This window comes from Piscinibacterium candidicorallinum, from assembly GCF_047549485.1.
GTDB lineage: Bacteria > Pseudomonadota > Gammaproteobacteria > Burkholderiales > Burkholderiaceae_C > Piscinibacterium > Piscinibacterium candidicorallinum.
On record NZ_CP180191.1, the window covers coordinates 1,635,233 to 1,657,522 of the forward strand.

A 22,290-nucleotide genomic window follows, 5' to 3' on the forward strand; every position below is an offset into this window, starting at 1 on the left:
GCGAGATAAGTTATTGATTTAAAATAACTTAAATCAGAGCAATCTCTACCCGCTTGTTGTGCTTGCCCTCGCTCTTGATCCGCAGCACGCGAATGCCGCCGATCTCACGAATGTCCTTCACATGGGTACCGCCGCAGGGCTGCAGATCGATGCCCGGGATGTTCAGCAGTCGCACCCGGCCCGCCCCGCGCGGCGGCTTCACGCTCATGGTCTTCACCAGCTCCGGCCGCGCGTCCAGCTCCTCGTCCGTGATCCAGATGGTCTCCGTGGTGCAGCCCGCTGCAATCAGCCGGTTGGTCTCCGCCTCGATCTTGGCCGCATCCAGCAGGCTCATGTCGATGTCGAAGTCCAGCCGGCTCTTGTCCGCGCCAATGTTCCCGCCCGTCACCGGCGCCTGCACCGCCTGCCACATCACGTGCAGGGCAGTGTGCATGCGCATGTGCAGGTAGCGCCGCGCCCAGTCCAGCGTTGCCGTCACCTCGTCGCCCACCGCGAGGGCGGGGGATTCGCGCGCCGGCACATGCACCACCGCATCCAGCCCCTCGCCCTTGCGCGTGTCCACAATCGGCACCACCCGGCCGTCGGCCGTGGAGAGCGTCCCCGTATCGCCTGGCTGCCCGCCGCCCATCGGGTAGAACACCGTCCGGTCCAGCTCAATGCCCTTTTCGGTCACTGCAAAGACCCGTGCGGTGCAGGATTGCAGATAAGCGTCGTCGCGAAAGAGCAGCGTGGTCATGGGTCGGCTTGGGGTACGGTTTGAGAGCGAAAGGCTAGCAAGACGCGCTGCTGGTGAGGCTCTTCAATGCAAACGGGCCGGAGAGGGGCTTGGGGCAAGCGGGAGGGGTTTGTCCAAGTTTCTGCGCTCGTCGAACGCGCTAGCGGTGCGGCGCATGCGCGGGCTAGCCGAGACTCAACCCCTGCGCCTCAAAGTAAGTCTGAAACATCAGGACCAGCGTGATCATCAGCAGGGTGGTGCCTATCATCAGGCCGGCAATGGCCACCAGCACAGGCGGCCAGCGGTTGTCGGATTGGCGGGTGCTGTTCGGGTTGAAGCGAGCGTCCCACTTTTCGTCGGGCGTGAGCGCCAGAAAGATGGCTTCGGCCATGGCGATCAGGATCGGCAGCATGCCCACGAAGAAGGTAGGGTGCTGGTACCAGTTGCGAAACTGCAGTGCCATCACAAACAGCGGAATGCACAGCGGGTAAAGCCACCACAGGCGCAGGCCCAGGTAGAGCCGGTGGGCGCCGAGCGCGCCGGCAAACAGCGCGAGGGCGGCGGCGACGGGCTTGGACTTGAACTGCTGGGTGGTGACAGGCGGGTGGGCGGGCTGGGTCATTCGGCAGTCTTGACGATGGGCGACGAGGAGGCGAGGTGATGCAGTGCAAGCAATTGGTGCGCGCGCTGGCTGCGGGGCGGTCGTTGCAGGCGCCTGGATGCAAGGGCCCCGGCTTCGCCCCACAGAATCAGAGGCGCGCCACGAGGGTGCCCGGGCTCGGTGCATTGCAGCATTCGCACTGCGCGGGCTAGAATAGAGAGTTTTCCGGAATCTCGCAGGCAAGTGTCGGCCCGCGCCCGGAACGAATGTGCGTAATGCGGGCCGTTGCGCAGCGGGTTGTGGACCGAATAGTTCGCGCCGGCTGCAGGTGGCCCCCGAGCCTGACCGCGGCCCATCTAACCGCGTCGGGTGCTCCGCGCAGAGTTCGTGCCCCGAGCACACACAACACCGTCTGCTGACTTTTCAAGGATTGAAATCACATGGTCGTGATCCGTCTGAACCGTGGTGGCGCCAAGGCCCGCCCCTTCTTCAACATCGTCGTCACCGACAAGCGCAACCGTCGTGACGGTGCGTTCATCGAGCGCGTCGGCTTCTACAACCCGGTGGCTACCGGCGGCGAAGAAGGCCTGCGCGTCCACATGGACCGCCTGAACTACTGGACCGGCGTTGGCGCCCAGGTGTCGCCCACCGTGGCCCGCCTGGTCAAGGACTACGCCAAGAAGACCGCTGCAGCCACGCCTGCTGCCTAAGCAGGATTGGCCGTACCCGTGAGCGTGGCCGAACAGGCGAGCGATCAGCGCGTTCTGGTCGGCCACATTCGCGGGGCCTTCGGCATCAAGGGTTGGGTCAACATCCAGCCCTACAGCGACGATCCCGTCGGCCTGCTGAAGATCAAGCGCTGGACGCTCACGAACCCTGCGTCCAGGAGCGCACCGGCCCAGGTCGTTGAGGTGGAGCAGGCCAAGCTGCACGTCGACACGGTGGTGGCCAAGCTCAAGGACTGCCCGGACCGCAACGCCGCAGAGGCGCTGCAGGGCCGCGAAGTGTGGGTCGAGAAAGCCAGCCTGCCCAAGGCCGGCATGAACGAGTTCTACTGGGTGGACCTCATCGGCTGCCGTGTGGTGAACGAGAGCGATTTCGAGCTCGGCACCGTCAGCGCAGTGGATGACAACGGCGTGCATGCGGTGTTGAGCGTGCGGCGCGAGGTTCTTGAAGAAGGCAAGGGCGAGACCAGCCGCCTGCACCTGATCCCGTTTGTGGATGCGTACGTGGGCAAGGTGGACATCGACGCCCGGCTGATCCGCGTGGATTGGCAGGATGATTGGGCGGATTGAAGCTTGGGCAGCGAGTGCGCCCAGGTAGCGGCTAGAAGCAGCTGACAAAGACAGCGAGAACCCTGCGGAAAGTTCGTGAGATCCATGCGATTCGATGTCCTCACGATCTTCCCGGAGATGTTTTCCGCACTGACCGGCTCGGGCATCACGCGCCGGGCGGCCGAGACCGGGGCGCTGCAGCTCAAGCTGTGGAACCCGCGGGACTTCACGCAAGACGCCTACCGCCGCGTGGACGACCGGCCCTTCGGAGGCGGCCCCGGCATGGTGATGCTGGCGGCGCCCCTGCAGGCCGCGCTGGATGCAGCCATGGCCGACGGCAAGCGCGGCCCGGTGCTGCTGATGAGCCCGGCAGGCGGCCCGCTGACACACCGCAAGGTGATGCAGCTGAGCCAGCTCGAAGGGCTCACGCTGATTTGCGGCCGGTATGAGGGCATTGACGAGCGGTTCATCGCCCGCAATGTGGATGAGGAAGTCTCGATCGGCGACTTTGTAGTGTCTGGCGGTGAACTGCCGGCCATGATGCTGATGGACGCGGTGGCGCGGCAGCTGCCCGGTGTGCTGAACACCGAGGGCTCCGCCACCGAGGAAAGTTTTGCCGACGGCCTGTTGGACTGCCCTCAGTTCACCCGGCCCGAGGTGTTGGACGTGGACGGTGTCGGCGAGGGCGTGCCCGCGGTGCTGATGTCGGGCAACCACGCCGAGATTGCCAAGTGGCGGCGCGAGCAGCAGTTGATCAGAACGCTTTCTCGCCGCCCGGACCTGATCGAGTCAGCGCGTGCAGCAGGTACACTGTCGGCCCGCGATGAAGCGACGCTCAGGCGTTACATCAGTGACGCATTGAGCACCAAGAAGGGGACGGCCTAGCCGGCCCTCATGCAACCCCATCCTCTGGGGCGCCGATGTTCAAGAAGAACGTCAAAACAAGGCGCGCTCAAGATGGCCTGAAGGAAGAACGATGAACATCATCGAAACGCTCGAAAAAGAAGAAGTTGCCCGCCTGACCGCCGGCAAGAACATCCCCGAATTCGCTCCTGGCGACACCGTGATCGTGAACGTGAACGTGGTTGAAGGTAACCGCAAGCGCGTCCAGGCCTATGAAGGCGTGGTCATCGCCAAGCGCAACCGCGGCCTGAACAGCTCGTTCATCGTCCGCAAGATCAGCTCCGGCGAAGGCGTGGAACGTACGTTCCAGCTGTACTCCCCGCTGCTGGCCTCCATCGAGGTCAAGCGCCGTGGTGACGTGCGCCGTGCCAAGCTGTACTACCTGCGTGGTCGTACCGGCAAGTCCGCCCGCATCAAGGAAAAGCTCAAGCTGCGCACCACCGCCGAGTGATGTGTGGCGCCTGCCGCTCGCGCGGCAGTGCGAAGAAGGCGCCCGGCTTCAAGCCCGGCGCTTTTTTTCTTGCTGTGGTGCCCGAGGCCCCACGCTCTGGCGCCTTGCATCTTCCAGTGCCCACTGAGCGCTCCGGCTGAACCTCAACGCCCCGTCGCAGTCTTCGCTTCATGAGTACATCCCCCCGCATCGTCAACCCGAAGGCCGCACGGATCGTTCCGATCGAGGCGCCGCCCGCTGTGGAGCCGGCACGCCTTGCACCCGGCTGGCTGCGTGAGCGCTTTGCAGCGCCACCCACCTGGGCGCCCGAACTGCCTGGTGACGGCGGGATGTTTCCCGGCCGCGAGATCCGCGATGCCGCGGTGCTTGTACCCCTGGTGCACCGCGACGACGGCTTGCGAGTGCTGCTCACTGAGCGCACCGCGCACCTGCATGACCATGCCGGGCAGATCAGCTTCCCTGGTGGCCGGCGCGACCCCGAAGACACCTCGCTCGAAGCCACCGCGCTGCGCGAGGCGCACGAGGAAGTGGGGCTGAAGCCCAGCCAGATCGAACTGCTCGGCCGCCTGTCCGAGTACCAGACCGTCACCGCCTATCGCGTCACGCCCGTGGTGGCGCTGGTGCATCCGCCGGTGATGCTCGCCACCGACAGCTTCGAGGTGGCCGATGTCTTCGAGGTCCCGCTGAGTTTCCTCATGGATCCGCGCAACCACCAGCGCCGCGCTATCGACACCCCTGTGGGCGAGCGCCACTTCTTCGCCATGCCCTGGACCGACCCGCTCGACCCCGAGCAGCGGGAGCGGTTCATTTGGGGGGCGACTGCGGCAATGCTTCGCAACTTCTACCGGTTTCTTTCTGCATAGGGCGCCGCAGTTCTGAAGACTCAAATGAACGCGGCAAACGCTTGCAGGCGTTTCCCGATCCGCAGCGACGTATCTGGGGCGCGACGGCGGCGATGCTCAGAAACTTCTACCGATTCCTGTCGGCGTAGCGACGCAGCGATGGCTATCGGAATCCATGCATGAAAAAGACTGGCACTTCGCCCTTACGCACCTTGGGTTCCCAGATTGCGAGCCAGGCGGCGCCGGACGACCAGAACCTTTTGCAGAGATCGAGGTAGTGCAGCACCACGTCGGTAGATCCATGACGAAGCAATTCGCGAGCGAGCCGCATGCTCGGACCGAATGTGTTGAGCTGCGGCGAGCCGCTGTGGCGCGCGGAGTTCAGCAAATGGTGCTCGGCCTGTGCAATGTCACCCGCTGCGACTGCCTCCAGGCCTTTTGCGGTGTGCGCGGCATGCACGGCATTGGCGTAGTTCCAGCTGTCGGTCCGTGAGGCAGCAAGCTCGAGCGCGCGGTCCGCGAGCCGCGATGCGCGCGCATGATCTGCGCCCAGGTAGGCCGCGCAAATTGCCGTGGGCACTTCATAGAACGCTTCTTCGTCCGTGGTGGCTGCTTCGTATGCGTCCAGAGCAGCAGACGCGTGCTTCAGGCCCAGACTCAGAAGCTCTTCTTCCTGAGCCGTTGTCAGCGGCTCTGACTCCGCGATTTCCTGAAAGCTCATGCCGTTGTCGTCCATGGTCGTTGCGGAGCGTAACCGGTGACTTCACTGGAGCCGCGATAATCACCCCATGGATCTCGCTGCCCTCCTGCTTGCCCTGCTTATCGAACAGGCTCACGCCATGCCGGCCAACAACCCGGTGTGGGCGAGCTTTCGCGGCTGGTCGGCCTGGTTTGCCAAGAATTTCAATGCGGGCGCCCAGTCGCATGGGCGGCTGGCCTGGGTGCTGTATGTGTCTGGCGTGGGCATTGCAGTGACGCTGATTTGGTGGGGCGCCACCAAGCTGCATCCGGCGCTGGGTTTTGCGGTGAATGTGATTGCGCTGCTGTTCACGATGGGTTTCCGGCGCTTCTCGCATGCCTTCACACTGATTGAAGACGCCGTGCGCGAGGGCGATGCGGACGCGGCCTACAAGGTGATGGCGCAGTGGCGCGCCGAGCAGGATCGGCCGCTGGATGTGCCCACGCTGCCGCTGCATCGCAGTGCGGCAATGGCCATTGAAGACGGGCTGGTGGCCTCGCACCGCTCGGTGTTTGGCGTGATGTTCTGGTTTGCGGTGCTGCCCGGCCCGGTGGGGGCGGTGCTGTACCGCCTGACCGATCACATTGCGCGGCACTGGAGCCGGCCGCATGTGGGCGGCGATCGTCCCGAGGACCTGCGCTTTTCCGACTTTGCGCGGCAGGCCTTCGAGGTGATCGACTGGGTGCCGGCGCGACTGTCCGCACTGGGCTTTGCGATCGTCGGCAACTTCGAGGACGCCATGCACCTGTGGCGCAACCGCGCCTTGCGCTTTGGCGACGACACTCGCGCACTCTTGGTGGCGGCGGGCGCCGGCGCGCTCGGCGTGGAGATCGGCCCGCCGGGCAAGGCGGACTCGGGTCTGGACTGGAGCGGCTCGGAAGCGGGCGCCGCGGCCATGCGCAGCGCCGCCGGGCTGGCCTGGCGCACAGCCATTCTTTGGCTGACGATCATCGCCGTGTGGACGGTGGCGCAGCTGTTCAGTTAGCTGCTGACGCTTCGATTGATTTTCAATGAATGATTGAAAAGAGGTCTAGGTTTAGGCCTATTTTCATCCTGAAGTTGGAAACGGCCATTTGCCACTTTCCGCATGCAGCATGCGGATCTCGGGCGATTTGGCGCTTCAGTTTTTGCAGTGCATCTCACGCCGAAGCACTGCTGACGCCCGCCTGCGAGCCGACGATTGTGCCGCTCAAAACGCGCTTAGTCCGGCCGAGCTTCACCGCAGCGCCAGCAGGCAAAGAACTGCGCCTCGATCGCTTCGCCGCAGGCGCAGCGCCACGGGCCGGCCGGGTGGGCGCGTTGCGCCTCCTCGATCAGCGAGCGTGCCAGCGGCTCGTCCTTCGGGTTGCTGATCCAAACCTGTGCCGCGCAGGCATCGGCCGGCAGGTCGCCAAAGGCACCAGCCAGGTACTCGCCTTGCACTTGCGCAGGAATGCCGGCTGCGCGCAGCAGATTCACCCAGTGGTGGGCTTCAAAGGCGTGGCGGGCGTGCAAGAGGCGCTTCATGGCTCGGAGCCTATCTGGAATCGGTGAGGCAGCACAACAGCACACACCGTCATAGCGGGTCGGAGTTGCGGTGGCAGCCCTCGCCGCAGGGGGGCGATGTGCTCAGCTCACCGCCGTGGCCAGCTTGCGAAACACCGCGTAGCGCTGCGCGGCAATCGCGCCGGCATCGGCCGCGCTGCGTACCGCGCAGGCCGGTTCATCCAGGTGGCGGCAGTTGTAGTAGCGACAGTTGGGTGCGTACTGCTCGAACTCCGGGAAGGCGCGCTCGATCTCCGTGCTGCTCAGATGCGCGATGCCGAAGGCCTGGAAGCCGGGGGAATCAATGATCTCGCCACCGCCCGGCAGATTGATGAGCCGCGTGCTGGTGGTGGTGTGCTTGCCGGCTGCCAGCGCCACTGAAATCTCGCCCACTGCCAGCTCGACGCCCGGCACCAGGCGGTTGAGCAGGCTGCTCTTGCCCATGCCGGACTGGCCGGCCAGCACGGTGCGCTTGCCCTTGAGGGCTGTGGCCAGCTGGGCCACACCATCGCCCGTGCTGGCCGACAACGAAAACTGCCGGGCAAAGGAGGGCGCATGCCACTTCATGCGCTGCATGAGGTCGGCGCCGCCGGGCAGGTCGCGCTTGCCGATGATGAGCCAGACCTCGATCTCGGCGGCCCGGGCGGCGGCCACGGCGCGCATCAGCAGCTCGTCACTCACGGGCGGCTCGGTGGCCACCACATAGGCGAGCACATCCAGGTTGGCGGCAAATCGCTTCTCGCGGTGCTCCTCGGCGCGCATCAGCAGGTTGCGCCGCTCGGCGACCTGCTCGATCACCGCCTCGCCGGGGCCTGTGACTTCAATCTGCACCGCATCGCCCACCACGCACTCGCTCTTCTTGCCGCGCGGCCGGGCGTGCAGCAGATCGCCGCCGGCAGTGCGGGCGGTGTAGTGCCGCCCGTGGGCTTCGATGATGAGTGCGGGTGTGCTCAACGCTTAGCTTGCCACGCTCGTTAACGCTGCGCGTACAGCGCGTTGGCCTTGGCGGCGACGATGAAGTCATTCATCGACAGGCCGTTCACGTCATGCGTGTTCAGGCGCACCACGCAGCGGTTGTAGGAGACCATCAGGTCCGGGTGGTGGTCGTCCAGATGCACCACATAGGCCAGTGCGTTCACGAAGGCCAGAGTCTCGTGGTAGTTGCCAAAGCTGTAGGTCTTCTCGATGGCGCCGTCCTTCACGGCCCAGCCGGGCACGGCAGTGAGCATGGCCGCCACTTCGCTGTCGCTCATGGCGGGCTGGCCCTTCATGGGCTTGCCGCGCATGCGGGTGAGTTCGGTGGCGTTCGTCATGCGGGGGCTCCTTGCAGCGGGGTGGGGTGCTTCTCGGCCTGCGCCTCGATGTGCGCGATGCGCACCGGCGCCGGCGGGTGCGAGTAGTAGAAGGCGGCGTAGATCGGGTCGGGCGTCAGCGTGGCGGCGTTGTCCTCGAACAGCTTCACCAGCGCGGTCTTCAGCGGCTCGGCGCCGCTGGTCTGCACGGCAAAGGCATCCGCCTCGAACTCATGCTTGCGGCTGAACCAGGCGCCTACCGGGTTCAGCACGTAGGTGAACACTGGCAGCACAAACATGAACAGGATGAGCGCCATCGCGGCGTTGCTGCCGTTCAGGATGGGCGCCACGCCCAGCTGCTCGTAGAACCAGCTCTGTTCGGCCAGATAGCCCAAGAGCGCCAGGCCGCCGAGCATGATCAGGCTGCTGGAGATCAGCCGCTTGGTGATGTGCTTGTGCTTGAAGTGACCGAGCTCATGGGCGAGCACCGCCTCGATCTGCAGGGGATCGAGCTTTTCCAGCAGGGTGTCGAAGAACACGATGCGCTTGTTCTTGGCCAGGCCCGTGAAGTAGGCGTTGCCGTGTGCAGAGCGCTTGCTGCCGTCCATGACGAACACACCGTTGCTGGAAAAACCGCAGCGCGCGAGCAGGGCGTCGATGCGCTCCTTGAGCGTGGCGTCCGACAGCGGCGTGAACTTGTTGAACAGCGGCGCGATGAGGGTCGGGTAGATCAGCATCACGGTGAACTGGAAGGCGATCAGCGCCACCCAGGCCCACAGCCACCACAGGCTGCCCGCGGTCTGCATCAGCCAGATGATGAGTGCCGCGATCGGCAGCAGCAGCACGGCGCCCACCACGAGGCCCTTGATGAGATCGCCCGCGAACACGCCCGGTGTGGTGCGGTTGAAGCCGAAGCGCGCCTCGATCTTGAAAGTCTGCCAGGCATCCAGCGGCAGTTCGATCAGCGTGGTGATCAGCCCGATGGCGGCAAACAGCAGCACGCCATGCAGCACGGAGCCCAACGGTGCATAGGGTTCGGCCAGTTGTGCTACGCCCGCTGAGAGCAGGTTCAGGCCGCCGGCCAGGGTGAGGCCAACGATCACGGCGCAATCGACAACTGCGCGCAGCATCGAATAGCGCTCGTTGGTGATCGTGTAGTCCGCCGCCTTCTGGTGTGCAGCAAGGGTGACCTGATCCGCGAAGGCCGCCGGGACCGCATTTCGGTTTCGAGCTACCGCAGCAATCTGTCTGCGGGTCAGCCACAGCGCGATGGCAAGACGCAGGGCGATGAAGGCGAGCAACAACCAGGTAAGCATGCGAGACAACCGTCCAATCGGGCCCTGCGCATGTCATGAGACAACAGGGCCGCTGTGCAACAATTTCGGGCTTTGCGCAGACGTTTTCACGCTCTGCGCCCACCCCAAGACAACAAGGTGCAAGTGTATGGCAGCCAATGACAACAACCTGGTGTGGCTCGACATGGAAATGACCGGTCTGGACCCGGACAATGAACGCATCATTGAGCTCGCCTGCGTGGTGACCGACATGCACCTGAACACCCTCGCCGAAGCCCCCGTGTTCGTCATCCACCAGAGCGATGAGCTGCTGGGCGCGATGGATGCCTGGAACAAGGGCACGCACGGCAAGAGCGGGCTGATCGACAAGGTCAAGGCCTCCACCACCACCGAGAGCGAGGCCGAGGAGCAGATGATCGCCTTTCTGCGCCAGTACATCGGCCCGGGCAAGTCGCCCGTCTGCGGCAACTCCGTGCACCAGGACCGCCGTTTCATGGAGCGCTACATGCCCAAGCTGGACGGCTTCTTTCATTACCGCAATCTGGATGTGTCCACGCTCAAGGAGCTGGCCCGCCGCTGGCGCCCCGACGTCTACAAGAGCTTCGAGAAGGGCCAGAAGCATGAGGCCTTGGCGGACATCTACGACTCGATTGCCGAGCTGAAGCACTACCGCGAGCACTTCCTGAAGATGGCTTGAGTCGGGGTCGCGCGCACTCATGGCCCTGCTCAGCCTCATCAAGGTCTACCAGGCCTACGGCCATGTGCCGCTGCTGGACCACGCAGACTTTTCCGTGGAGCCCGGCGAGCGCATCGCGTTGGTGGGCCGCAACGGCGCGGGCAAGAGCACGCTGCTGCGCATCGTGCTGGGCGAGATCACGCCAGACGATGGCGAGCGCCGCGCGCAGACCGGCCTAAAGCTCGCGGCTGTGGCGCAGGAGCCGGAGTTCGGCGGCGCGCTCACCATCGAGCAGGCCGTGGCCCAGGGCCTGGGCGAGACCCAAGCCCTGCTCGATGAATACACCCGCATCGCCGAAGACCCGAACCACACGGCCGACGAACTCGACAGCATTTCCCAACGCATCGATGCCGTGCAGGGATGGCAGATGGGCGCCAAGGTGCAGGCCGCGCTCACGCGTCTGGCCCTGGACGGCAGCCGGCCGCTGGCGGGCCTGTCCGGCGGGCAGCGCAAGCGCGTGGCGATTGCCCGGGCGCTGGTGGCCCAGCCCGATCTGCTGGTGCTGGACGAACCCACCAACCACCTGGACCTTGAAGGTATCCAGTGGCTGGAAGACACCCTGCTGGCCTTTGCGGGCAGCGTGCTACTGGTCACGCACGATCGGCGCTTCATGGACCGCGTGTCCACCCGCATCGTCGAGCTGGACCGCGGCAACCTGCAGAGCTACCCCGGCAACTACAGCGCCTTCCGCCAGCGCCGGGCCGAGCTGGATCATGCCGAGCAGCTCGCCAACGCCCGCTTCGACAAGCTGCTCGCCCAGGAAGAAGTCTGGATCCGCAAGGGCGTGGAAGCCCGCCGCACACGCAGCGTGGGCCGCGTCGCGCGGCTCGAAGACATGCGCCGCGAGCGGGCCGAGCGCCGCAACCGCCAGGGCAATGTGAACCTGGCCATCGACACCGGCAACCTGGGCAGCAAGCGCGTGGCCGAGCTGGAGAACGTCAGCAAGGTCTGGGTAGCGGAGTCAGGCGAGCGCATCACGGCGGTGAAGGACTTCAGTGCCACCATCCTGCGCGGCGACAAGGTCGGCATCGTCGGCCCCAACGGCGCGGGCAAGACCACCCTGCTCAAGCTGATCCTGGGCCAGCTGGAAGCCGATTCCGGCTCCATCAAGCGCGGCAACGGGCTGGAGGTGGCCTACTTCGACCAGCTGCGCGAACAGCTCGACCCCGAGCGCACCGTGGTGGACACCATTGCGCCGGGCGGCGACACCATTGAGATCGGCGGGCAGAAGAAGCACGTCATGAGCTATCTGGCTGACTTTCTCTTCCCCGGCGCGCGGGCCCGCTCACCGGTCAAGAGTCTCTCTGGTGGCGAGCGCAACCGCCTGCTGCTGGCGCGCCTGTTTGCCCGTCCCGCCAACGTGCTGGTGCTGGATGAACCGACCAATGACCTCGACATCGAAACCCTGGAGCTGCTCGAAGAACTGATCCGCGACTATGACGGCACCGTCTTCCTGGTGAGCCACGACCGCGAGTTCCTGGACAACATCGTCACCCAGACAATTGCCTGGGAGGGCTCGGGCCAGTGGGTGGAATACGCCGGCGGTGTGACTGACTGGCTCACCCAGCAGGCGCGGCGCCAGGCCACGCAAGCCGCCGCAGGCCGCAGCGGCGGCACGCCTGCCGCTCCAGGCGCAGCGGCCACCACGTCCGCACCCGCCGCTGCACCGGCGGCCAGTGCGGCGCCCAAGCGCGGCGTCAAGCTGTCCTTCAAGGAACAGCGCGAGCTGGACGAGCTGCCGGATCGCATCGCCAAGCTCGAAGCCGAGCAGGCCGCGCTCAACGCCAAGCTGGCCGATCCGAACTACTACGTCAGCGCAGGCACCGAAGCCGCACAAACAGCGGCCCGCGTGGCCGCCATCGACGAAGACTTGCTGGGCCTGCTCGAGCGCTGGGAAGGGCTGGAAGCCAAGCGCTCTGGGGCAGCGTAGCCCGGACTCCAAGGGCTAGATGGGCTTCTGGTGCGGGTTTTCAGGCCAAAATGGCTGGAGAGGGCCGTGGGACAAGCGGTAAGGACTTTGTTGAACGACGGCGCGCTACTCGGGGTGCTTCTTCGAATGCAACCAGAAACGTTTGAAGCAATGAGCCGCCATGGCCGCGCAGAGCAGCCAGAGCAAGACAAACACGACGGGGTATTCCCGAAAGCCGCCTGTCAGTAGCTCATTCAAGGTTGGGTATCGGCGGGCGCTCGGCACCACCCAGGGCATCTGGTCAGCCCAAAGCATCCACGCGCAGCCAGCGACAAAGACGACTCCCGCGATTAACCAGCCGATGCTGCCAGCACGCGGAATAGCGTCCGGTTTGGCGCTTACAGCGAACACCCACACAGTCGCATACGCGACGGACAGGGGCACCAAAAGTGGCAGCAGCAGCTCAATGTGATTCATGCAAGAAGTGCCCTCTGTACTGTCTGCGGAATCGGTGCTGAGCGAGAGCACGCAGAAGAACGGCCGGTTCAAACCGGCCGTCTTGTTTTGGCGCCCCCGACACGAATCGAACGTGCGACCCTCCCCTTAGGAGGGGGATGCTCTATCCACTGAGCTACAGAGGCAATGGTCTGAAGTTTAGCGGCCCGTCTGCGCCGCCAGAGGCTCAAAGCATCCACTCCACCGGCAGCCAGTGCAGCACCCAGCTCAGAAAGCGCCGCCACAGGCTGGCGTTGGGTTCGGTGCGATGTTCCTGCTCGCCTTCGGGTGTGCGCTCGATCCAGACGAGTCGCCCCGCGGGGTTCAGGCGCACTTCATAGGCCTCGGCGGCGAGCTCGCGGTCCAGGCCCTCGGCCACCTGGCGGCTCACGGCGGGGCTGTCGATGATCAGGCCCATCTCTGAATTGAGGAAGAACGAGCGCTGGTCCAGGTTGAAGCTGCCGACGAACAGGCGCGAGCGGTCCACCAGAAAGGTCTTGCCATGCAGGCTGGCGGCCGAACCGGCGCCGCTGCCCCGGCCGGCCAGCAGGGCGCGGTCGCGCCGCGCGGCATTGAGCAGACCCGCGCGGCCGCTGCGCTGCTGCAGGCTGGCGTCCGGCTTGAACTCGTAGAGCTTCACGCCGGCCGCGAGCAGGGCCTTGCGGTGCCGGGCGTATCCGGCGTGGACTGAGGCCACGTCGGTGGCGGCGAGCGAATTGGTGATGATGCGGGTCTGCACGCCGCTTCTGGCCAGTTCTGCCAGGATGGCGCTGCCGCGCTCACCGGGCACGAAGTAGGCCGACACGAGATCGACCTCACTTTGCGCGCGGCCCAGCTCCGTGCTCAGGCGATCGAGCATGAGCGCACGCTCCGGTGCAGTGCCTGTGAACTTGCTGGGCGGGTCGGACAGCACACGCACGCGCGCCCAGTTCAGCGGGCGGCTTTGCTGCAGCAGCGCCTGCACCGTGGTGCTGCGGTTCAGCGCGTCCTGATACGGTGCGGCCAGCTCGCGCTTGATGTGGGCGACGCGCTCGGCCAGCGGCTCGCTGGGCTCGACGGCCTGCGCCTCGCCGGCGTGTTGCAGCAGGCGGTCGATGGGGTAGGCGAAGTCGCTGTTCCAGTACTGGTCGAACCAGGCGCCCACCTCGCGCGCCACCGGGCCTAAGGCCAGGGCGTCCACGTCGGCAAAGTTCACCTCATCGTCGAGGCCGAAGTAGGGGTCGCCGATGTTGCGGCCGCCCACCAGGGTGGCCAGGGCATCGACCGTGAGCGACTTGTTGTGCATGCGCTGGTTCAGGCGCTTGAAGTCGCTCAGATACCCCAGGCGCTTGAAGCTGCGGCCGCTGAAGGGGTTGAACAGACGCACTTCCAGATTGGGCAGCGCATCCAGCTCGGCCAGCACGCGGTCCATGCCTTCGATGCCGTTGTCGTCCAGCAGCAGGCGCACGCGCACGCCGCGCTCGGCCGCGGCGCGCAGTTCATCGAGCAGCAGCAGGCCGGTGGTGTCCGTCTTCCAGATGTAGTACTGCACGTCCAGAGACTGCACTGCGGCGCGGATCATCAGCACACGTGCGGCATAGGCCTCCAGCGGAGAACTCAGGATCACCACGCCACTGTGGTCGGCCGGGACGCCGGCCGGCGGGCGGATGGCGGCAAAGGGGCTGTTCGGGGCGCTGGTGGGGATGCTGGTCGCCGCGCCCGCCGATCCGATAGCTGAAGCACCGGGCACGCGGGCAGCCGGCAGCGGCAGCGGGAACTGCATGGAGGCGCTGCGGCCCTCCAGCGAGGGCAGGGGGGCTGCGCAGCCGCTGAGCAGCACCAGCGCTAGCACCCCCAGCAGCGCCGCCTTGAGCAGGGCCGCAACCAGCCCGATCCGGCGGCGGCGTGCTGCGCTCTGCGGGCTGGTCAGCCAGGGCGGGGTGCTGGGGCGCAGATCCATGCGGGCAGGGGTTGATGTCGGGCGGGGCAGGTTGGAGGCCAGTACGACAGTGCGGCAGCAGATCAGGCGAGCATCGGGCTGGGCTGCGATTCAAGCGGGCGGACGCGGCGTACAGCTTGCGCGGCAAGACGCCGGATGAACCCTCTGCGCCACGCGTGCTGCGCCGCATCACGGCCCGCACTGTAGCCACAAGTGCGGCCGGCGCGGGCACCCGCCCCCTGTTTGGGGTGCACGCGCGTGCACTGCCCCGTCGGAGTGTCCGGAAACCGGCTGCGCGGGCCGATTTGCCTGCGCCGGTGCTTGCCAGAGTCTTGGTAGCGTCTGCGCATTCGCGCCCGCAACCCGGTCCGCTCGGCACGGATTCCGGGTGCTCCCGAAAATGCTCTCGCGCTATCCATGCGGTTCTTCATGGCAAAGTGGCTGGAAACCCGCACCAGACAAGCGATCTGGCCTGCTGAACGCGGTGTGGCGCGGCCTGGCGCGCGGCTCATGCGGGGCCACCCGCCCGTCTGGGGCAGGTGCGCAGGACCCCGTCGATACAATCCCGGCCTTTCTGCGAGCCGCCTTTGGGCCAGCTGCCCGGCGGTGCGGCCGGTGCGCGACTCCGCCGACCGCTGCAGCCCCAAGCGCGCCGGCATGCCGGGCATGACGCGGCGCCGCCCCTCCGAATTGCCACCGATCAGCACCATGGCCACCTCCAACGCGTACAGCGAAGCCTCGATCCGGGTCCTCAAGGGCCTGGAGCCGGTCAAGCAGCGCCCGGGCATGTACACCCGGACCGACAACCCGCTGCACATCATCCAGGAAGTGATCGACAACGCCTGCGACGAAGCCCTGGCGGGTTTCGGCAAGCACATCGAAGTCACCCTGCGCCGTGACGGCGCAGTGGTGGTGGACGACGAAGGCCGCGGCATCCCCTGCGGCCTGCACCCCGAAGAGAAGGTGCCGGTGGTGGAGATTGTCTTCACCCGCCTGCATGCCGGCGGCAAGTTCGACAAGGCTTCCGGCGGCGCCTATGCCTTCTCCGGTGGCCTGCACGGCGTGGGTGTGAGCGTGACCAACGCCCTGGCCACGCGGCTTGAAGTGACCGTGAGCCGCGACAAGCAGGTGCATCAGCTGGTGTTCGGCAATGGCGGCGAGGTGATTGAAAAGCTCAAGACCCGTGCCTCCACGGCCGAGGACAAGAAGCAGGGCACGCGCGTCGTCACCTTCCCGGACCCGAAGTACTTCGATTCGCCCGTGATCCCGCAGGCGGAACTGGCCCGGCTGCTGCGAAGCAAGGCGGTGCTCTTGGCCGGCGTGCGCTTCACGCTGAATGTGGAGAAGACCGGTGAGAAGCAGAGCTGGCTCTACAAGGAGGGCCTGCGCGGCTACCTGATGGCCGAGCTGCAGGGTGCCGAGCCGGTGATCCCGCCCTTTGCCGGCGAGCAATTTGCCCCGGCTGGCCATGAGACCTTTGCCGAAGGCGAGGGCGGCGAGTGGGTGGTGGTCTGGACTGAGGACGGCAACCTGATCCGCGAAAGCTTTGTGAACCTCATCCCGACCACGGCCGGCGGCACGCACGAAAGCGGCCTGCGCGAAGGCCTGTTCGGCGCGGTCAAGAGCTTCATTGATCTGCACAGCCTGCTGCCCAAGGGCGTGAAGCTGCTGCCCGAGGACGTGTTCAACCGCGCCAGCTTCATCCTGAGCGCCAAGGTGCTGGACCCGCAGTTCCAGGGCCAGATCAAGGAGCGCCTGAACTCGCGTGACGCCGTGCGCCTGATCGGCGGCTATGTGAAGCCGCAGCTGGAGCTCTGGCTCAACGAGCATGTGGCCGAGGGCAAGAAGCTCGCCGAACTCGTCATCAAGCAGGCGCAGAGCCGCCTGCGCAGCGCCCAGAAGGTGGAAAAGCGCAAGAGCAGCGGCGTGGCCGTGCTGCCGGGCAAGCTCACCGACTGCGAGAGCACCGACATCTCGCGCAACGAGATCTATCTGGTGGAGGGCGACTCCGCCGGCGGCAGCGCCAAGATGGGCCGCGACAAGGAGTTCCAGGCCATCCTGCCCCTGCGCGGCAAGGTACTCAACACCTGGGAGGTGGAGCGCGACCGCCTCTTTGCCAACAACGAGGTGCATGACATCGCTGTCGCCGTGGGGGTGGACCCGCACGGCCCCACCGATACGGTGGACTTCAGCAATCTGCGCTACGGCAAGATCTGCATCCTGTCCGACGCCGACGTAGACGGCTCGCACATCCAGGTGCTGCTGCTCACGCTGTTCTACAAGCATTTTCCGCAGCTGGTGGCGCGTGGCCATGTGCACGTGGCGCGCCCGCCGCTGTTCCGCGTGGACGTGCCGGCCCGCGGCAAGCGCCCGGCGCAGAAGATCTACTGCCTGGACGAAGGCGAGCTGAACCACACCCTGGACAAGCTGCGCAAAGACGGCTTTGCCGAGACCGCCTGGAGCATCAGCCGCTTCAAGGGTCTGGGCGAAATGACGGCCGAGCAGCTCTGGGAAACCACCCTGAACCCGGACACCCGCCGCCTGCTGCCCGTGGCCCTGGGCGAACTGGACGAATCTGGCACCAACAGCCTGTTCGAGATGCTGATGGGCAAGGGCGAAGCCAGCTCCCGCCGCACCTGGCTGGAAGAGAAGGGCAATGAAGTCGAGGCCGATATCTGATGCATTTCGAGTGCGTGTCTTTGGTGTCTGTTTGGTGTATCGAAAATTCAAATTGGTGTGTATGATTGGTGCATCAGGGAGCTGATCATGCGCACCAATATCGAGCTCGACGACGAGTTGATCGCCTATGTGCAAGCGGAAGGTGGCCACAAGACCAAGCGCGAGGCCGTGGAAGCCGCGCTCAAGGAGTACCGCCGCCGCCTGGCCATGCGTGCCCTGCTGAACATGGCAGGCAAGGTGGAATTTTCCGGGTCCGGTGCCGAGCTGCGCGGAAAGGGTGACAGCACTGCGCTGCTCGTGCAGGAGCCGTCTGCGGTCCATGCACCGCCTGAGGTTGCCGCACCGCGCGCACCGCGCAAGGCGCGTGGCACATGATCGGTACCCCGGTCATGGCCGAGCCCGAAGTTCGTAGCCATGAGCGCTTCATGGTGGACAGCTGCGTCTGGATCGACCACTTCAAGCAGAACCCCACGCGCGAGGTGCAGCGCCTGGGCTTGGCGCTTCTCGATGGCGCAAACGTCTGGACCTGCGGGCCGATCCTGCAGGAAGTGCTGGCTGGCGTGATGCAGCCCAGACAGGCTGAGCGCCTGCGCAGCCAGTTCGAGGCCCTGGACTACGCGCAGATTGATGACGAAGCCGATTTTCTGGCCGCAGCAGACATCTACCGCCGCTGCCGCCAGCAGGGCGCCACGCCGCGTTCGAGCTACGACTGCCTGATCGCGCAACTGTGCATTGCCCATGACGTGCCGCTGCTGACCAGCGACCGGGATTTCTCCGCCATCGCCCGCGCGGTGCCGCTGCGCTTGGTGTGATGCCTCCCGAACACATGAATCTCCTCTGAAACGACATGACTGACGTTCAAACCAACCTCTTCGGTAATGACGGCAACGGTGGCGGCAGCGATGCCGTGACCTTGGGCCACTTTGCCGAGCGCGCCTATCTCGAATACGCCGTCTCGGTGGTCAAGGGCCGTGCACTGCCGCAGGTGGAAGACGGCCTCAAGCCGGTGCAGCGGCGCATCCTGTACGCCATGGACGAGATGGGTCTGGGCCCCACGGCCAAGCCGCGCAAGAGTGCCGCGGTGGTGGGCGATGTGCTGGGCAAGCTGCACCCGCACGGCGACCAATCCGTGTACGACGCCTTGGTGCGTCTGGCCCAGGACTTCACGCTGCGCTACCCGCTGATCGACGGGCAGGGCAACTTCGGCAGCCGGGATGGCGACGGCGCCGCGGCCATGCGCTACACCGAAGCGCGCCTGACGCCCATTGCCCGCCTGCTGCTTGATGAGATCGACCAGGGCACGGTGGACTTCATCCCCAACTACGACGGCACGCAGGAAGAGCCGCGCCTGCTGCCCGCACGGCTGCCGATGCTGCTGCTCAACGGCGCCAGCGGCATTGCCGTGGGCATGGCCACCGAGGTGCCGCCGCACAACCTGAAAGAAGTGGCCGAGGCGGCGGTGGCGCTCATCAAGAACGAGAGCCTGCCCGACGCCGAACTCATGGCCATCCTGCCGGGGCCGGACTTTCCGGGCGGCGGGCAGATCATCTCCAGCGGCGCCGACATTGCCGAGGCCTACCGCACCGGCCGTGGCTCGCTGAAGGTGCGTTCGCGCTACGAGTTCGAGGAACTGGCGCGCGGCCAGTGGCAGCTCGTCATCACGCAGCTGCCGCACGGTGTGTCGGCCGCCAAGGTGCTCTCCGAGATTGAGGAGCTGACCAACCCCAAGGTCAAGGCCGGCAAGAAGAGCCTGACGCCGGAACAGCAGCAGCTCAAGGCGCAGATGCTCGGTGTGCTGGATGCGGCGCGCGACGAGTCCGGCAAGGAAGCCGCGGTGCGCCTGGTGTTCGAGCCCAAGACCAGCAAGATCGACCGGCAGGAGCTGGTCAACACCCTGCTGGCGCAGACCTCGCTCGAAAGCAATGTGCCGCTCAACCTGGTGACCATCGGCCTGGATGGCCGGCCGCGCCAGAAGGCGCTGCGCGAGATTCTGGTCGAGTGGGGCCAGTTCCGCGTGGCCACGGTGCGCCGCCGCAGCCAGCACCGCCTGGCCAAGGTCAATGACCGCATCCACATCCTCGAAGGCCGGCAGGCGGTCCTGCTGAACATCGACAAGGTCATCAAGATCATCCGCGCGGCCGACGACCCCAAGGCCGACCTAATCGCTGCCTTCAAACTCTCCGAGCGGCAGGCCGAGGACATTCTGGAAATCCGCCTGAGGCAGTTGGCCAAGCTGGAAGGCATCAAGATCGAGCAGGAGTTGGCCGAGCTGCGCACGGAGAAGAGCGAGCTGGAAGAGCTGCTCGGCAATGAGAATGCTCTTAAGCGCCTGGTCATCAAGGAGATCCAGGCCGATGCCAAGCAGTACGGCGACGCACGGCGCACTCTGATCGAAGCGGCCGAGCGCGCCAGCATCGAAGTGAAAATCGAGGACGAGCCGGTCACGGTCATCGTGAGCGAGAAGGGTTGGGTGCGCGCGCGTCAGGGCCACGGCCACGACGCCACGCTTTTCACCTTCAAGCAGGGCGACAGCCTCTACGGCGCCTTTGAATGCTCCACGCTGGACAACCTCGTGGTGCTGGGCAGCAACGGCCGGGTGTACAGCGTGCCGGTGGCCAGCCTGCCGAGCGCACGCGGAGACGGCCAGCCCATCACCACCTTGATCGAGCTCGAAGCCGGCAGCAAGGTGCTGCACATGCTGGCCGGCGCTGCAGACACGCCGCTTCTCATGGCCACCAAGGGCGGCATGGGCTTCGGTACGAAGTTGTCCGATCTCTTCACCCGCCAGCGCGGTGGCAAGACCTTCCTGTCACTGGACGAAGGCGACGAGCCGCTGGGTCTCATTCGCTACGCCGCCAAGGCCAGTGCCGTGGCGGTCATCGGCGGCAAGCCGGGTAAGGAGCGCCTGCTGGTGTTCGGGCTGGACGAGCTCAAGACGTTGTCGGCTGGCGGCAAGGGCGTGATCCTGATGGAACTGGACAAGGGCGAGCAGCTGCTGCATGCGCTGCCCATCTCCGAGGCTGGCTTTGTGGCGATGACTGACTACCGCAACAAGGCCTACGAGGAAACCTTCGGCCCGCGCCAGCTGGCACCCTTCATCGGCAAGCGGGCGCGCAAGGGCAAGCTGCTGGACGCGAAGGGCAAGGGGCTGCGCGTACGCATGCTCTAGAAAGTGGCATTTTCAGCCATCATCTTCGAGAGCGGATGGATTGATGCTTTCCGCTTGGCTGTAGCCAATATTCAGCGCTTTTCGGCAGAAATTTCATCGCAAATGCGTCAAATTAGGACATATTGACGCATCTACAGCTTGTTTTGGGCCGCAGCAGTGCCATCTGGAGGCGGGTGGCGATAATCGCTGCTCCTCCTCCAAAACAAGATCCCATGAAACGCCTCCTGCTGGCCGCCACGGCCATGCTGCTTGCTGCCTGCGGCACGAGTAACCCCTATTACGACCCCGCCAAGAAACACCACCGCCCGGACGGCTACAACAACAACTACATCGACAACTGGGCCAAGAACCAGCCCAGCTTCTGGCAGTGGCAGCGCGAACGCTGGTCCAACCCGCCGCCGCCGTCCAATCCGGCGCGGGTGCCGGTGGCCACGCCTGACCTGGGCTACCTGAAGGGCAACACGAAGGACGTGTCGGTCACCTGGATCGGCCATTCCACAGCCCTGTGGCAGATCAATGGCCTGAACATCCTGACGGACCCGCATTTTTCCGAGCGGGCCTCGCCCGTGAGCTTTGCCGGCCCCAGGCGCGAGGTGGTGCTGCCGATCACGCTCGCGCAGTTGCCTCGCATCGATGTGGTGCTCATCAGCCACAACCACTACGACCATCTGGACCGCCCCAGCGTGCTCGCACTGAACAAGCAGGCCGGCGGGCCGCCGCTGTTTGTGGTGCCGCTGGGTCTGGATCTGTGGATGAAGAACGAGGGCATCACCAACGTGCGCCGCATGGACTGGTGGGAGCGTTTCGATCTGGCCGCGCCGGGCGGAGCCGTGACCGTGAACTTCGTGCCCGTGCAGCACTGGAGTAGCAGGACGCCTTTGGACCGCAACGCCACTCTTTGGGGCGGCTTTGTGGTGCAGGCGCAGGTGGCGGGCAGCCCCTATTCGATGTTCTTCACGGGGGACACCGGCTACAGCAAGGACTTTGCCGACATCGGCGCGCGCTTCGGCGGCTTTGACTTCTCGCAGATTGCGGTGGGCTGCTACCTGCCGCGCTGGTTCATGCAGACCCAGCATGTCAATGAAGATGACGCCGTGAAGATCCACCTCGATGTGAAGAGCCGGCTTTCCATGGGCGTGCACTGGGGCACCTTCCGGCTGTGCGACGACGTGATCGAGGCGCCGATCGACAATCTGCCCCTGGCGCGCAAGAAGTACGACGTGGCGGACGATGCCTTTGTGCTCTTTGCGCTGGGCGAAACCCGCGTGCTCAGGAAGGGGGCGCAGTGAGTCTGAATCGGGAGTTCTGGCTGTTCATCCACGTGCTGGGCGTGGTGATCTGGGTGGGCGGCATGTTCTTCGCCCACGTGGTACTGCGCCCCAGCGTGCAGGACCTCACCCCGGCTGAGCGCCTGCTCCTGATGCGCGAGGTGGTCGGGCGATTCGTGCACTGGGTGCTGGTGGCGATCGCATTGATCGTGGCCAGCGGCGTGTTCCTGTGGGGCAGCACGCCCATGGCCCGGGCGCCCATGGGCTGGCACGTGATGCTCGGCGGCTTCGGCGTGATGCTCGCCGTGTACCTGTTTTTGCGCTTTGTGCCTTACAACCGGCTGGAGGCCGCCCTTGCGGCGGGCGATCTGCCGGGCGCTGGCACGCAGATGGCGATGATCCGGCTGCTGATGGGCGTGAATCTGCTGCTAGGGATCGGCGTGATCGCCGCTGTATTCCTGCTTGGCTGAGCAAGGCAGT

The 22,290-nt window shown here is 65.5% G+C and carries 23 protein-coding genes and 1 tRNA gene; 14 read left to right on the forward strand and 10 right to left on the reverse strand.

All coding sequences use genetic code 11. The annotated features are described in order from the left end of the window. Positions 1–28 precede the first annotated feature (28 nt). Together ACMDW7_RS07355 and ACMDW7_RS07360 are read right to left on the reverse strand one after the other, a co-directional pair. Positions 29–736 (reverse strand): alanyl-tRNA editing protein, encoded by a 708-nt coding sequence (locus ACMDW7_RS07355; RefSeq protein ID WP_377301923.1) that lies wholly within the window; start codon positions 734–736, stop codon positions 29–31. Between the two features lie 163 nt (positions 737–899). After that, positions 900–1,337, reverse strand: coding sequence for an NINE protein (locus ACMDW7_RS07360; protein ID WP_377301921.1), 438 nt, complete (start codon positions 1,335–1,337; stop codon positions 900–902). Between the two features lie 419 nt (positions 1,338–1,756). Between ACMDW7_RS07360 and rpsP the strand changes: the two genes are divergently transcribed. From rpsP to ACMDW7_RS07385, 5 genes are all read left to right on the forward strand, one after another. Next, entirely contained in the window at positions 1,757–2,026 is a 270-nt protein-coding gene (rpsP, locus tag ACMDW7_RS07365) for a 30S ribosomal protein S16 (RefSeq protein ID WP_054124103.1), read from the forward strand. Positions 2,027–2,032: 6 nt separating this feature from the next. After that, positions 2,033–2,611, forward strand: a complete 579-nt coding sequence (rimM, locus tag ACMDW7_RS07370; RefSeq protein ID WP_414859634.1) for a ribosome maturation factor RimM — start codon at positions 2,033–2,035, stop codon at positions 2,609–2,611. An 84-nt stretch (positions 2,612–2,695) separates the two neighbouring features. Next, positions 2,696–3,475, forward strand: a complete 780-nt coding sequence (trmD, locus tag ACMDW7_RS07375; RefSeq protein ID WP_377301917.1) for a tRNA (guanosine(37)-N1)-methyltransferase TrmD — start codon at positions 2,696–2,698, stop codon at positions 3,473–3,475. A gap of 91 nt (positions 3,476–3,566) precedes the next feature. Then, positions 3,567–3,944 carry a 50S ribosomal protein L19 gene (rplS, locus tag ACMDW7_RS07380; RefSeq protein ID WP_377301916.1) on the forward strand — a complete coding sequence of 126 codons (378 nt, stop codon included), beginning with the start codon at positions 3,567–3,569 and terminating at the stop codon, positions 3,942–3,944. Between the two features lie 170 nt (positions 3,945–4,114). Next, the gene (locus ACMDW7_RS07385) at positions 4,115–4,807 is read left to right on the forward strand and encodes a CoA pyrophosphatase (RefSeq protein ID WP_377301914.1); all 693 of its coding nucleotides are present in this window, start codon (positions 4,115–4,117) and stop codon (positions 4,805–4,807) included. A gap of 142 nt (positions 4,808–4,949) precedes the next feature. Here ACMDW7_RS07385 and ACMDW7_RS07390 read toward each other — a convergent pair whose 3' ends face one another. After that, positions 4,950–5,522, reverse strand: coding sequence for a hypothetical protein (locus ACMDW7_RS07390; protein WP_414859635.1), 573 nt, complete (start codon positions 5,520–5,522; stop codon positions 4,950–4,952). A gap of 52 nt (positions 5,523–5,574) precedes the next feature. On the opposite strand from ACMDW7_RS07390, the gene ACMDW7_RS07395 reads away from it, so the two are divergent. After that, the gene (locus ACMDW7_RS07395) at positions 5,575–6,510 is read left to right on the forward strand and encodes a CobD/CbiB family protein (RefSeq protein WP_377301910.1); all 936 of its coding nucleotides are present in this window, start codon (positions 5,575–5,577) and stop codon (positions 6,508–6,510) included. Between the two features lie 215 nt (positions 6,511–6,725). Here the strand turns inward: ACMDW7_RS07395 and ACMDW7_RS07400 are convergent, their stop codons facing one another. The 4 genes from ACMDW7_RS07400 to ACMDW7_RS07415 form a co-directional block, all read right to left on the reverse strand. Beyond that, positions 6,726–7,031 carry a DUF2007 domain-containing protein gene (locus tag ACMDW7_RS07400; RefSeq protein WP_377301908.1) on the reverse strand — a complete coding sequence of 102 codons (306 nt, stop codon included), beginning with the start codon at positions 7,029–7,031 and terminating at the stop codon, positions 6,726–6,728. A 102-nt stretch (positions 7,032–7,133) separates the two neighbouring features. Next, on the reverse strand, positions 7,134–8,003 hold the full coding sequence (rsgA, locus tag ACMDW7_RS07405) for a ribosome small subunit-dependent GTPase A (protein ID WP_377301906.1): 870 nt from the start codon (positions 8,001–8,003) through the stop codon (positions 7,134–7,136). A 20-nt stretch (positions 8,004–8,023) separates the two neighbouring features. Further along, on the reverse strand, positions 8,024–8,362 hold the full coding sequence (locus ACMDW7_RS07410; protein WP_377301904.1) for a 4a-hydroxytetrahydrobiopterin dehydratase: 339 nt from the start codon (positions 8,360–8,362) through the stop codon (positions 8,024–8,026). Next, complete coding sequence (locus ACMDW7_RS07415; protein ID WP_377301902.1) at positions 8,359–9,657, reverse strand: M48 family metallopeptidase; 1,299 nt, start codon at positions 9,655–9,657, stop codon at positions 8,359–8,361. Before ACMDW7_RS07415 ends, ACMDW7_RS07410 begins: the two co-directional genes overlap by 4 nt. A gap of 127 nt (positions 9,658–9,784) precedes the next feature. On the opposite strand from ACMDW7_RS07415, the gene orn reads away from it, so the two are divergent. Further along, positions 9,785–10,333 (forward strand): oligoribonuclease, encoded by a 549-nt coding sequence (orn, locus tag ACMDW7_RS07420; protein ID WP_377301900.1) that lies wholly within the window; start codon positions 9,785–9,787, stop codon positions 10,331–10,333. A 19-nt stretch (positions 10,334–10,352) separates the two neighbouring features. Then, positions 10,353–12,302 (forward strand): ATP-binding cassette domain-containing protein, encoded by a 1,950-nt coding sequence (locus ACMDW7_RS07425; protein WP_377301898.1) that lies wholly within the window; start codon positions 10,353–10,355, stop codon positions 12,300–12,302. A gap of 105 nt (positions 12,303–12,407) precedes the next feature. Here ACMDW7_RS07425 and ACMDW7_RS07430 read toward each other — a convergent pair whose 3' ends face one another. The 3 genes from ACMDW7_RS07430 to ACMDW7_RS07440 form a co-directional block, all read right to left on the reverse strand. Then, positions 12,408–12,758, reverse strand: coding sequence for a hypothetical protein (locus tag ACMDW7_RS07430; RefSeq protein ID WP_377301896.1), 351 nt, complete (start codon positions 12,756–12,758; stop codon positions 12,408–12,410). A gap of 88 nt (positions 12,759–12,846) precedes the next feature. Continuing rightward, positions 12,847–12,922: transfer RNA gene (locus ACMDW7_RS07435), tRNA-Arg, on the reverse strand. Positions 12,923–12,963: 41 nt separating this feature from the next. Then, on the reverse strand, positions 12,964–14,715 hold the full coding sequence (locus ACMDW7_RS07440) for a phospholipase D family protein (protein WP_377301894.1): 1,752 nt from the start codon (positions 14,713–14,715) through the stop codon (positions 12,964–12,966). 687 nt (positions 14,716–15,402) lie between these two features. On the opposite strand from ACMDW7_RS07440, the gene ACMDW7_RS07445 reads away from it, so the two are divergent. From ACMDW7_RS07445 to ACMDW7_RS07470, 6 genes are all read left to right on the forward strand, one after another. Beyond that, on the forward strand, positions 15,403–17,373 hold the full coding sequence (locus ACMDW7_RS07445) for a DNA topoisomerase IV subunit B (RefSeq protein ID WP_377302569.1): 1,971 nt from the start codon (positions 15,403–15,405) through the stop codon (positions 17,371–17,373). Positions 17,374–17,460: 87 nt separating this feature from the next. After that, on the forward strand, positions 17,461–17,748 hold the full coding sequence (locus tag ACMDW7_RS07450) for a type II toxin-antitoxin system VapB family antitoxin (protein ID WP_377301892.1): 288 nt from the start codon (positions 17,461–17,463) through the stop codon (positions 17,746–17,748). Then, a complete protein-coding gene (locus tag ACMDW7_RS07455; protein ID WP_377301890.1) occupies positions 17,745–18,185 on the forward strand; it encodes a PIN domain nuclease in 441 nt (146 codons plus the stop codon). The genes ACMDW7_RS07450 and ACMDW7_RS07455 overlap by 4 nt, the downstream gene beginning before the upstream one ends. A 35-nt stretch (positions 18,186–18,220) precedes the next feature. Beyond that, a complete protein-coding gene (gene parC, locus ACMDW7_RS07460) occupies positions 18,221–20,542 on the forward strand; it encodes a DNA topoisomerase IV subunit A (protein ID WP_377301889.1) in 2,322 nt (773 codons plus the stop codon). A gap of 212 nt (positions 20,543–20,754) precedes the next feature. Further along, a complete protein-coding gene (locus ACMDW7_RS07465) occupies positions 20,755–21,831 on the forward strand; it encodes an MBL fold metallo-hydrolase (protein ID WP_377301888.1) in 1,077 nt (358 codons plus the stop codon). After that, a complete protein-coding gene (locus ACMDW7_RS07470; RefSeq protein ID WP_377301886.1) occupies positions 21,828–22,280 on the forward strand; it encodes a CopD family protein in 453 nt (150 codons plus the stop codon). Before ACMDW7_RS07465 ends, ACMDW7_RS07470 begins: the two co-directional genes overlap by 4 nt. Positions 22,281–22,290 lie beyond the last annotated feature (10 nt).

Excerpts from the sequence above, each read along its gene's own strand:
- ACMDW7_RS07355 (WP_377301923.1), bottom strand. The coding sequence starts at position 736 with ATGACCACGCTGCTCTTTCGCGACGACGCTTATCTGCAATCCTGCACC.
- ACMDW7_RS07360 (WP_377301921.1), bottom strand. The coding sequence starts at position 1,337 with ATGACCCAGCCCGCCCACCCGCCTGTCACCACCCAGCAGTTCAAGTCC.
- rpsP (WP_054124103.1), top strand. The coding sequence starts at position 1,757 with ATGGTCGTGATCCGTCTGAACCGTGGTGGCGCCAAGGCCCGCCCCTTC.
- trmD (WP_377301917.1), top strand. The coding sequence starts at position 2,696 with ATGCGATTCGATGTCCTCACGATCTTCCCGGAGATGTTTTCCGCACTG.
- rplS (WP_377301916.1), top strand. The coding sequence starts at position 3,567 with ATGAACATCATCGAAACGCTCGAAAAAGAAGAAGTTGCCCGCCTGACC.
- ACMDW7_RS07385 (WP_377301914.1), top strand. The coding sequence starts at position 4,115 with ATGAGTACATCCCCCCGCATCGTCAACCCGAAGGCCGCACGGATCGTT.
- ACMDW7_RS07390 (WP_414859635.1), bottom strand. The coding sequence starts at position 5,522 with ATGGACGACAACGGCATGAGCTTTCAGGAAATCGCGGAGTCAGAGCCG.
- ACMDW7_RS07395 (WP_377301910.1), top strand. The coding sequence starts at position 5,575 with ATGGATCTCGCTGCCCTCCTGCTTGCCCTGCTTATCGAACAGGCTCAC.
- ACMDW7_RS07400 (WP_377301908.1), bottom strand. The coding sequence starts at position 7,031 with ATGAAGCGCCTCTTGCACGCCCGCCACGCCTTTGAAGCCCACCACTGG.
- ACMDW7_RS07410 (WP_377301904.1), bottom strand. The coding sequence starts at position 8,362 with ATGACGAACGCCACCGAACTCACCCGCATGCGCGGCAAGCCCATGAAG.
- ACMDW7_RS07415 (WP_377301902.1), bottom strand. The coding sequence starts at position 9,657 with ATGCTTACCTGGTTGTTGCTCGCCTTCATCGCCCTGCGTCTTGCCATC.
- orn (WP_377301900.1), top strand. The coding sequence starts at position 9,785 with ATGGCAGCCAATGACAACAACCTGGTGTGGCTCGACATGGAAATGACC.
- ACMDW7_RS07425 (WP_377301898.1), top strand. The coding sequence starts at position 10,353 with ATGGCCCTGCTCAGCCTCATCAAGGTCTACCAGGCCTACGGCCATGTG.
- ACMDW7_RS07430 (WP_377301896.1), bottom strand. The coding sequence starts at position 12,758 with ATGAATCACATTGAGCTGCTGCTGCCACTTTTGGTGCCCCTGTCCGTC.
- ACMDW7_RS07440 (WP_377301894.1), bottom strand. The coding sequence starts at position 14,715 with ATGGATCTGCGCCCCAGCACCCCGCCCTGGCTGACCAGCCCGCAGAGC.
- ACMDW7_RS07445 (WP_377302569.1), top strand. The coding sequence starts at position 15,403 with ATGGCCACCTCCAACGCGTACAGCGAAGCCTCGATCCGGGTCCTCAAG.
- ACMDW7_RS07450 (WP_377301892.1), top strand. The coding sequence starts at position 17,461 with ATGCGCACCAATATCGAGCTCGACGACGAGTTGATCGCCTATGTGCAA.
- ACMDW7_RS07455 (WP_377301890.1), top strand. The coding sequence starts at position 17,745 with ATGATCGGTACCCCGGTCATGGCCGAGCCCGAAGTTCGTAGCCATGAG.
- parC (WP_377301889.1), top strand. The coding sequence starts at position 18,221 with ATGACTGACGTTCAAACCAACCTCTTCGGTAATGACGGCAACGGTGGC.
- ACMDW7_RS07465 (WP_377301888.1), top strand. The coding sequence starts at position 20,755 with ATGAAACGCCTCCTGCTGGCCGCCACGGCCATGCTGCTTGCTGCCTGC.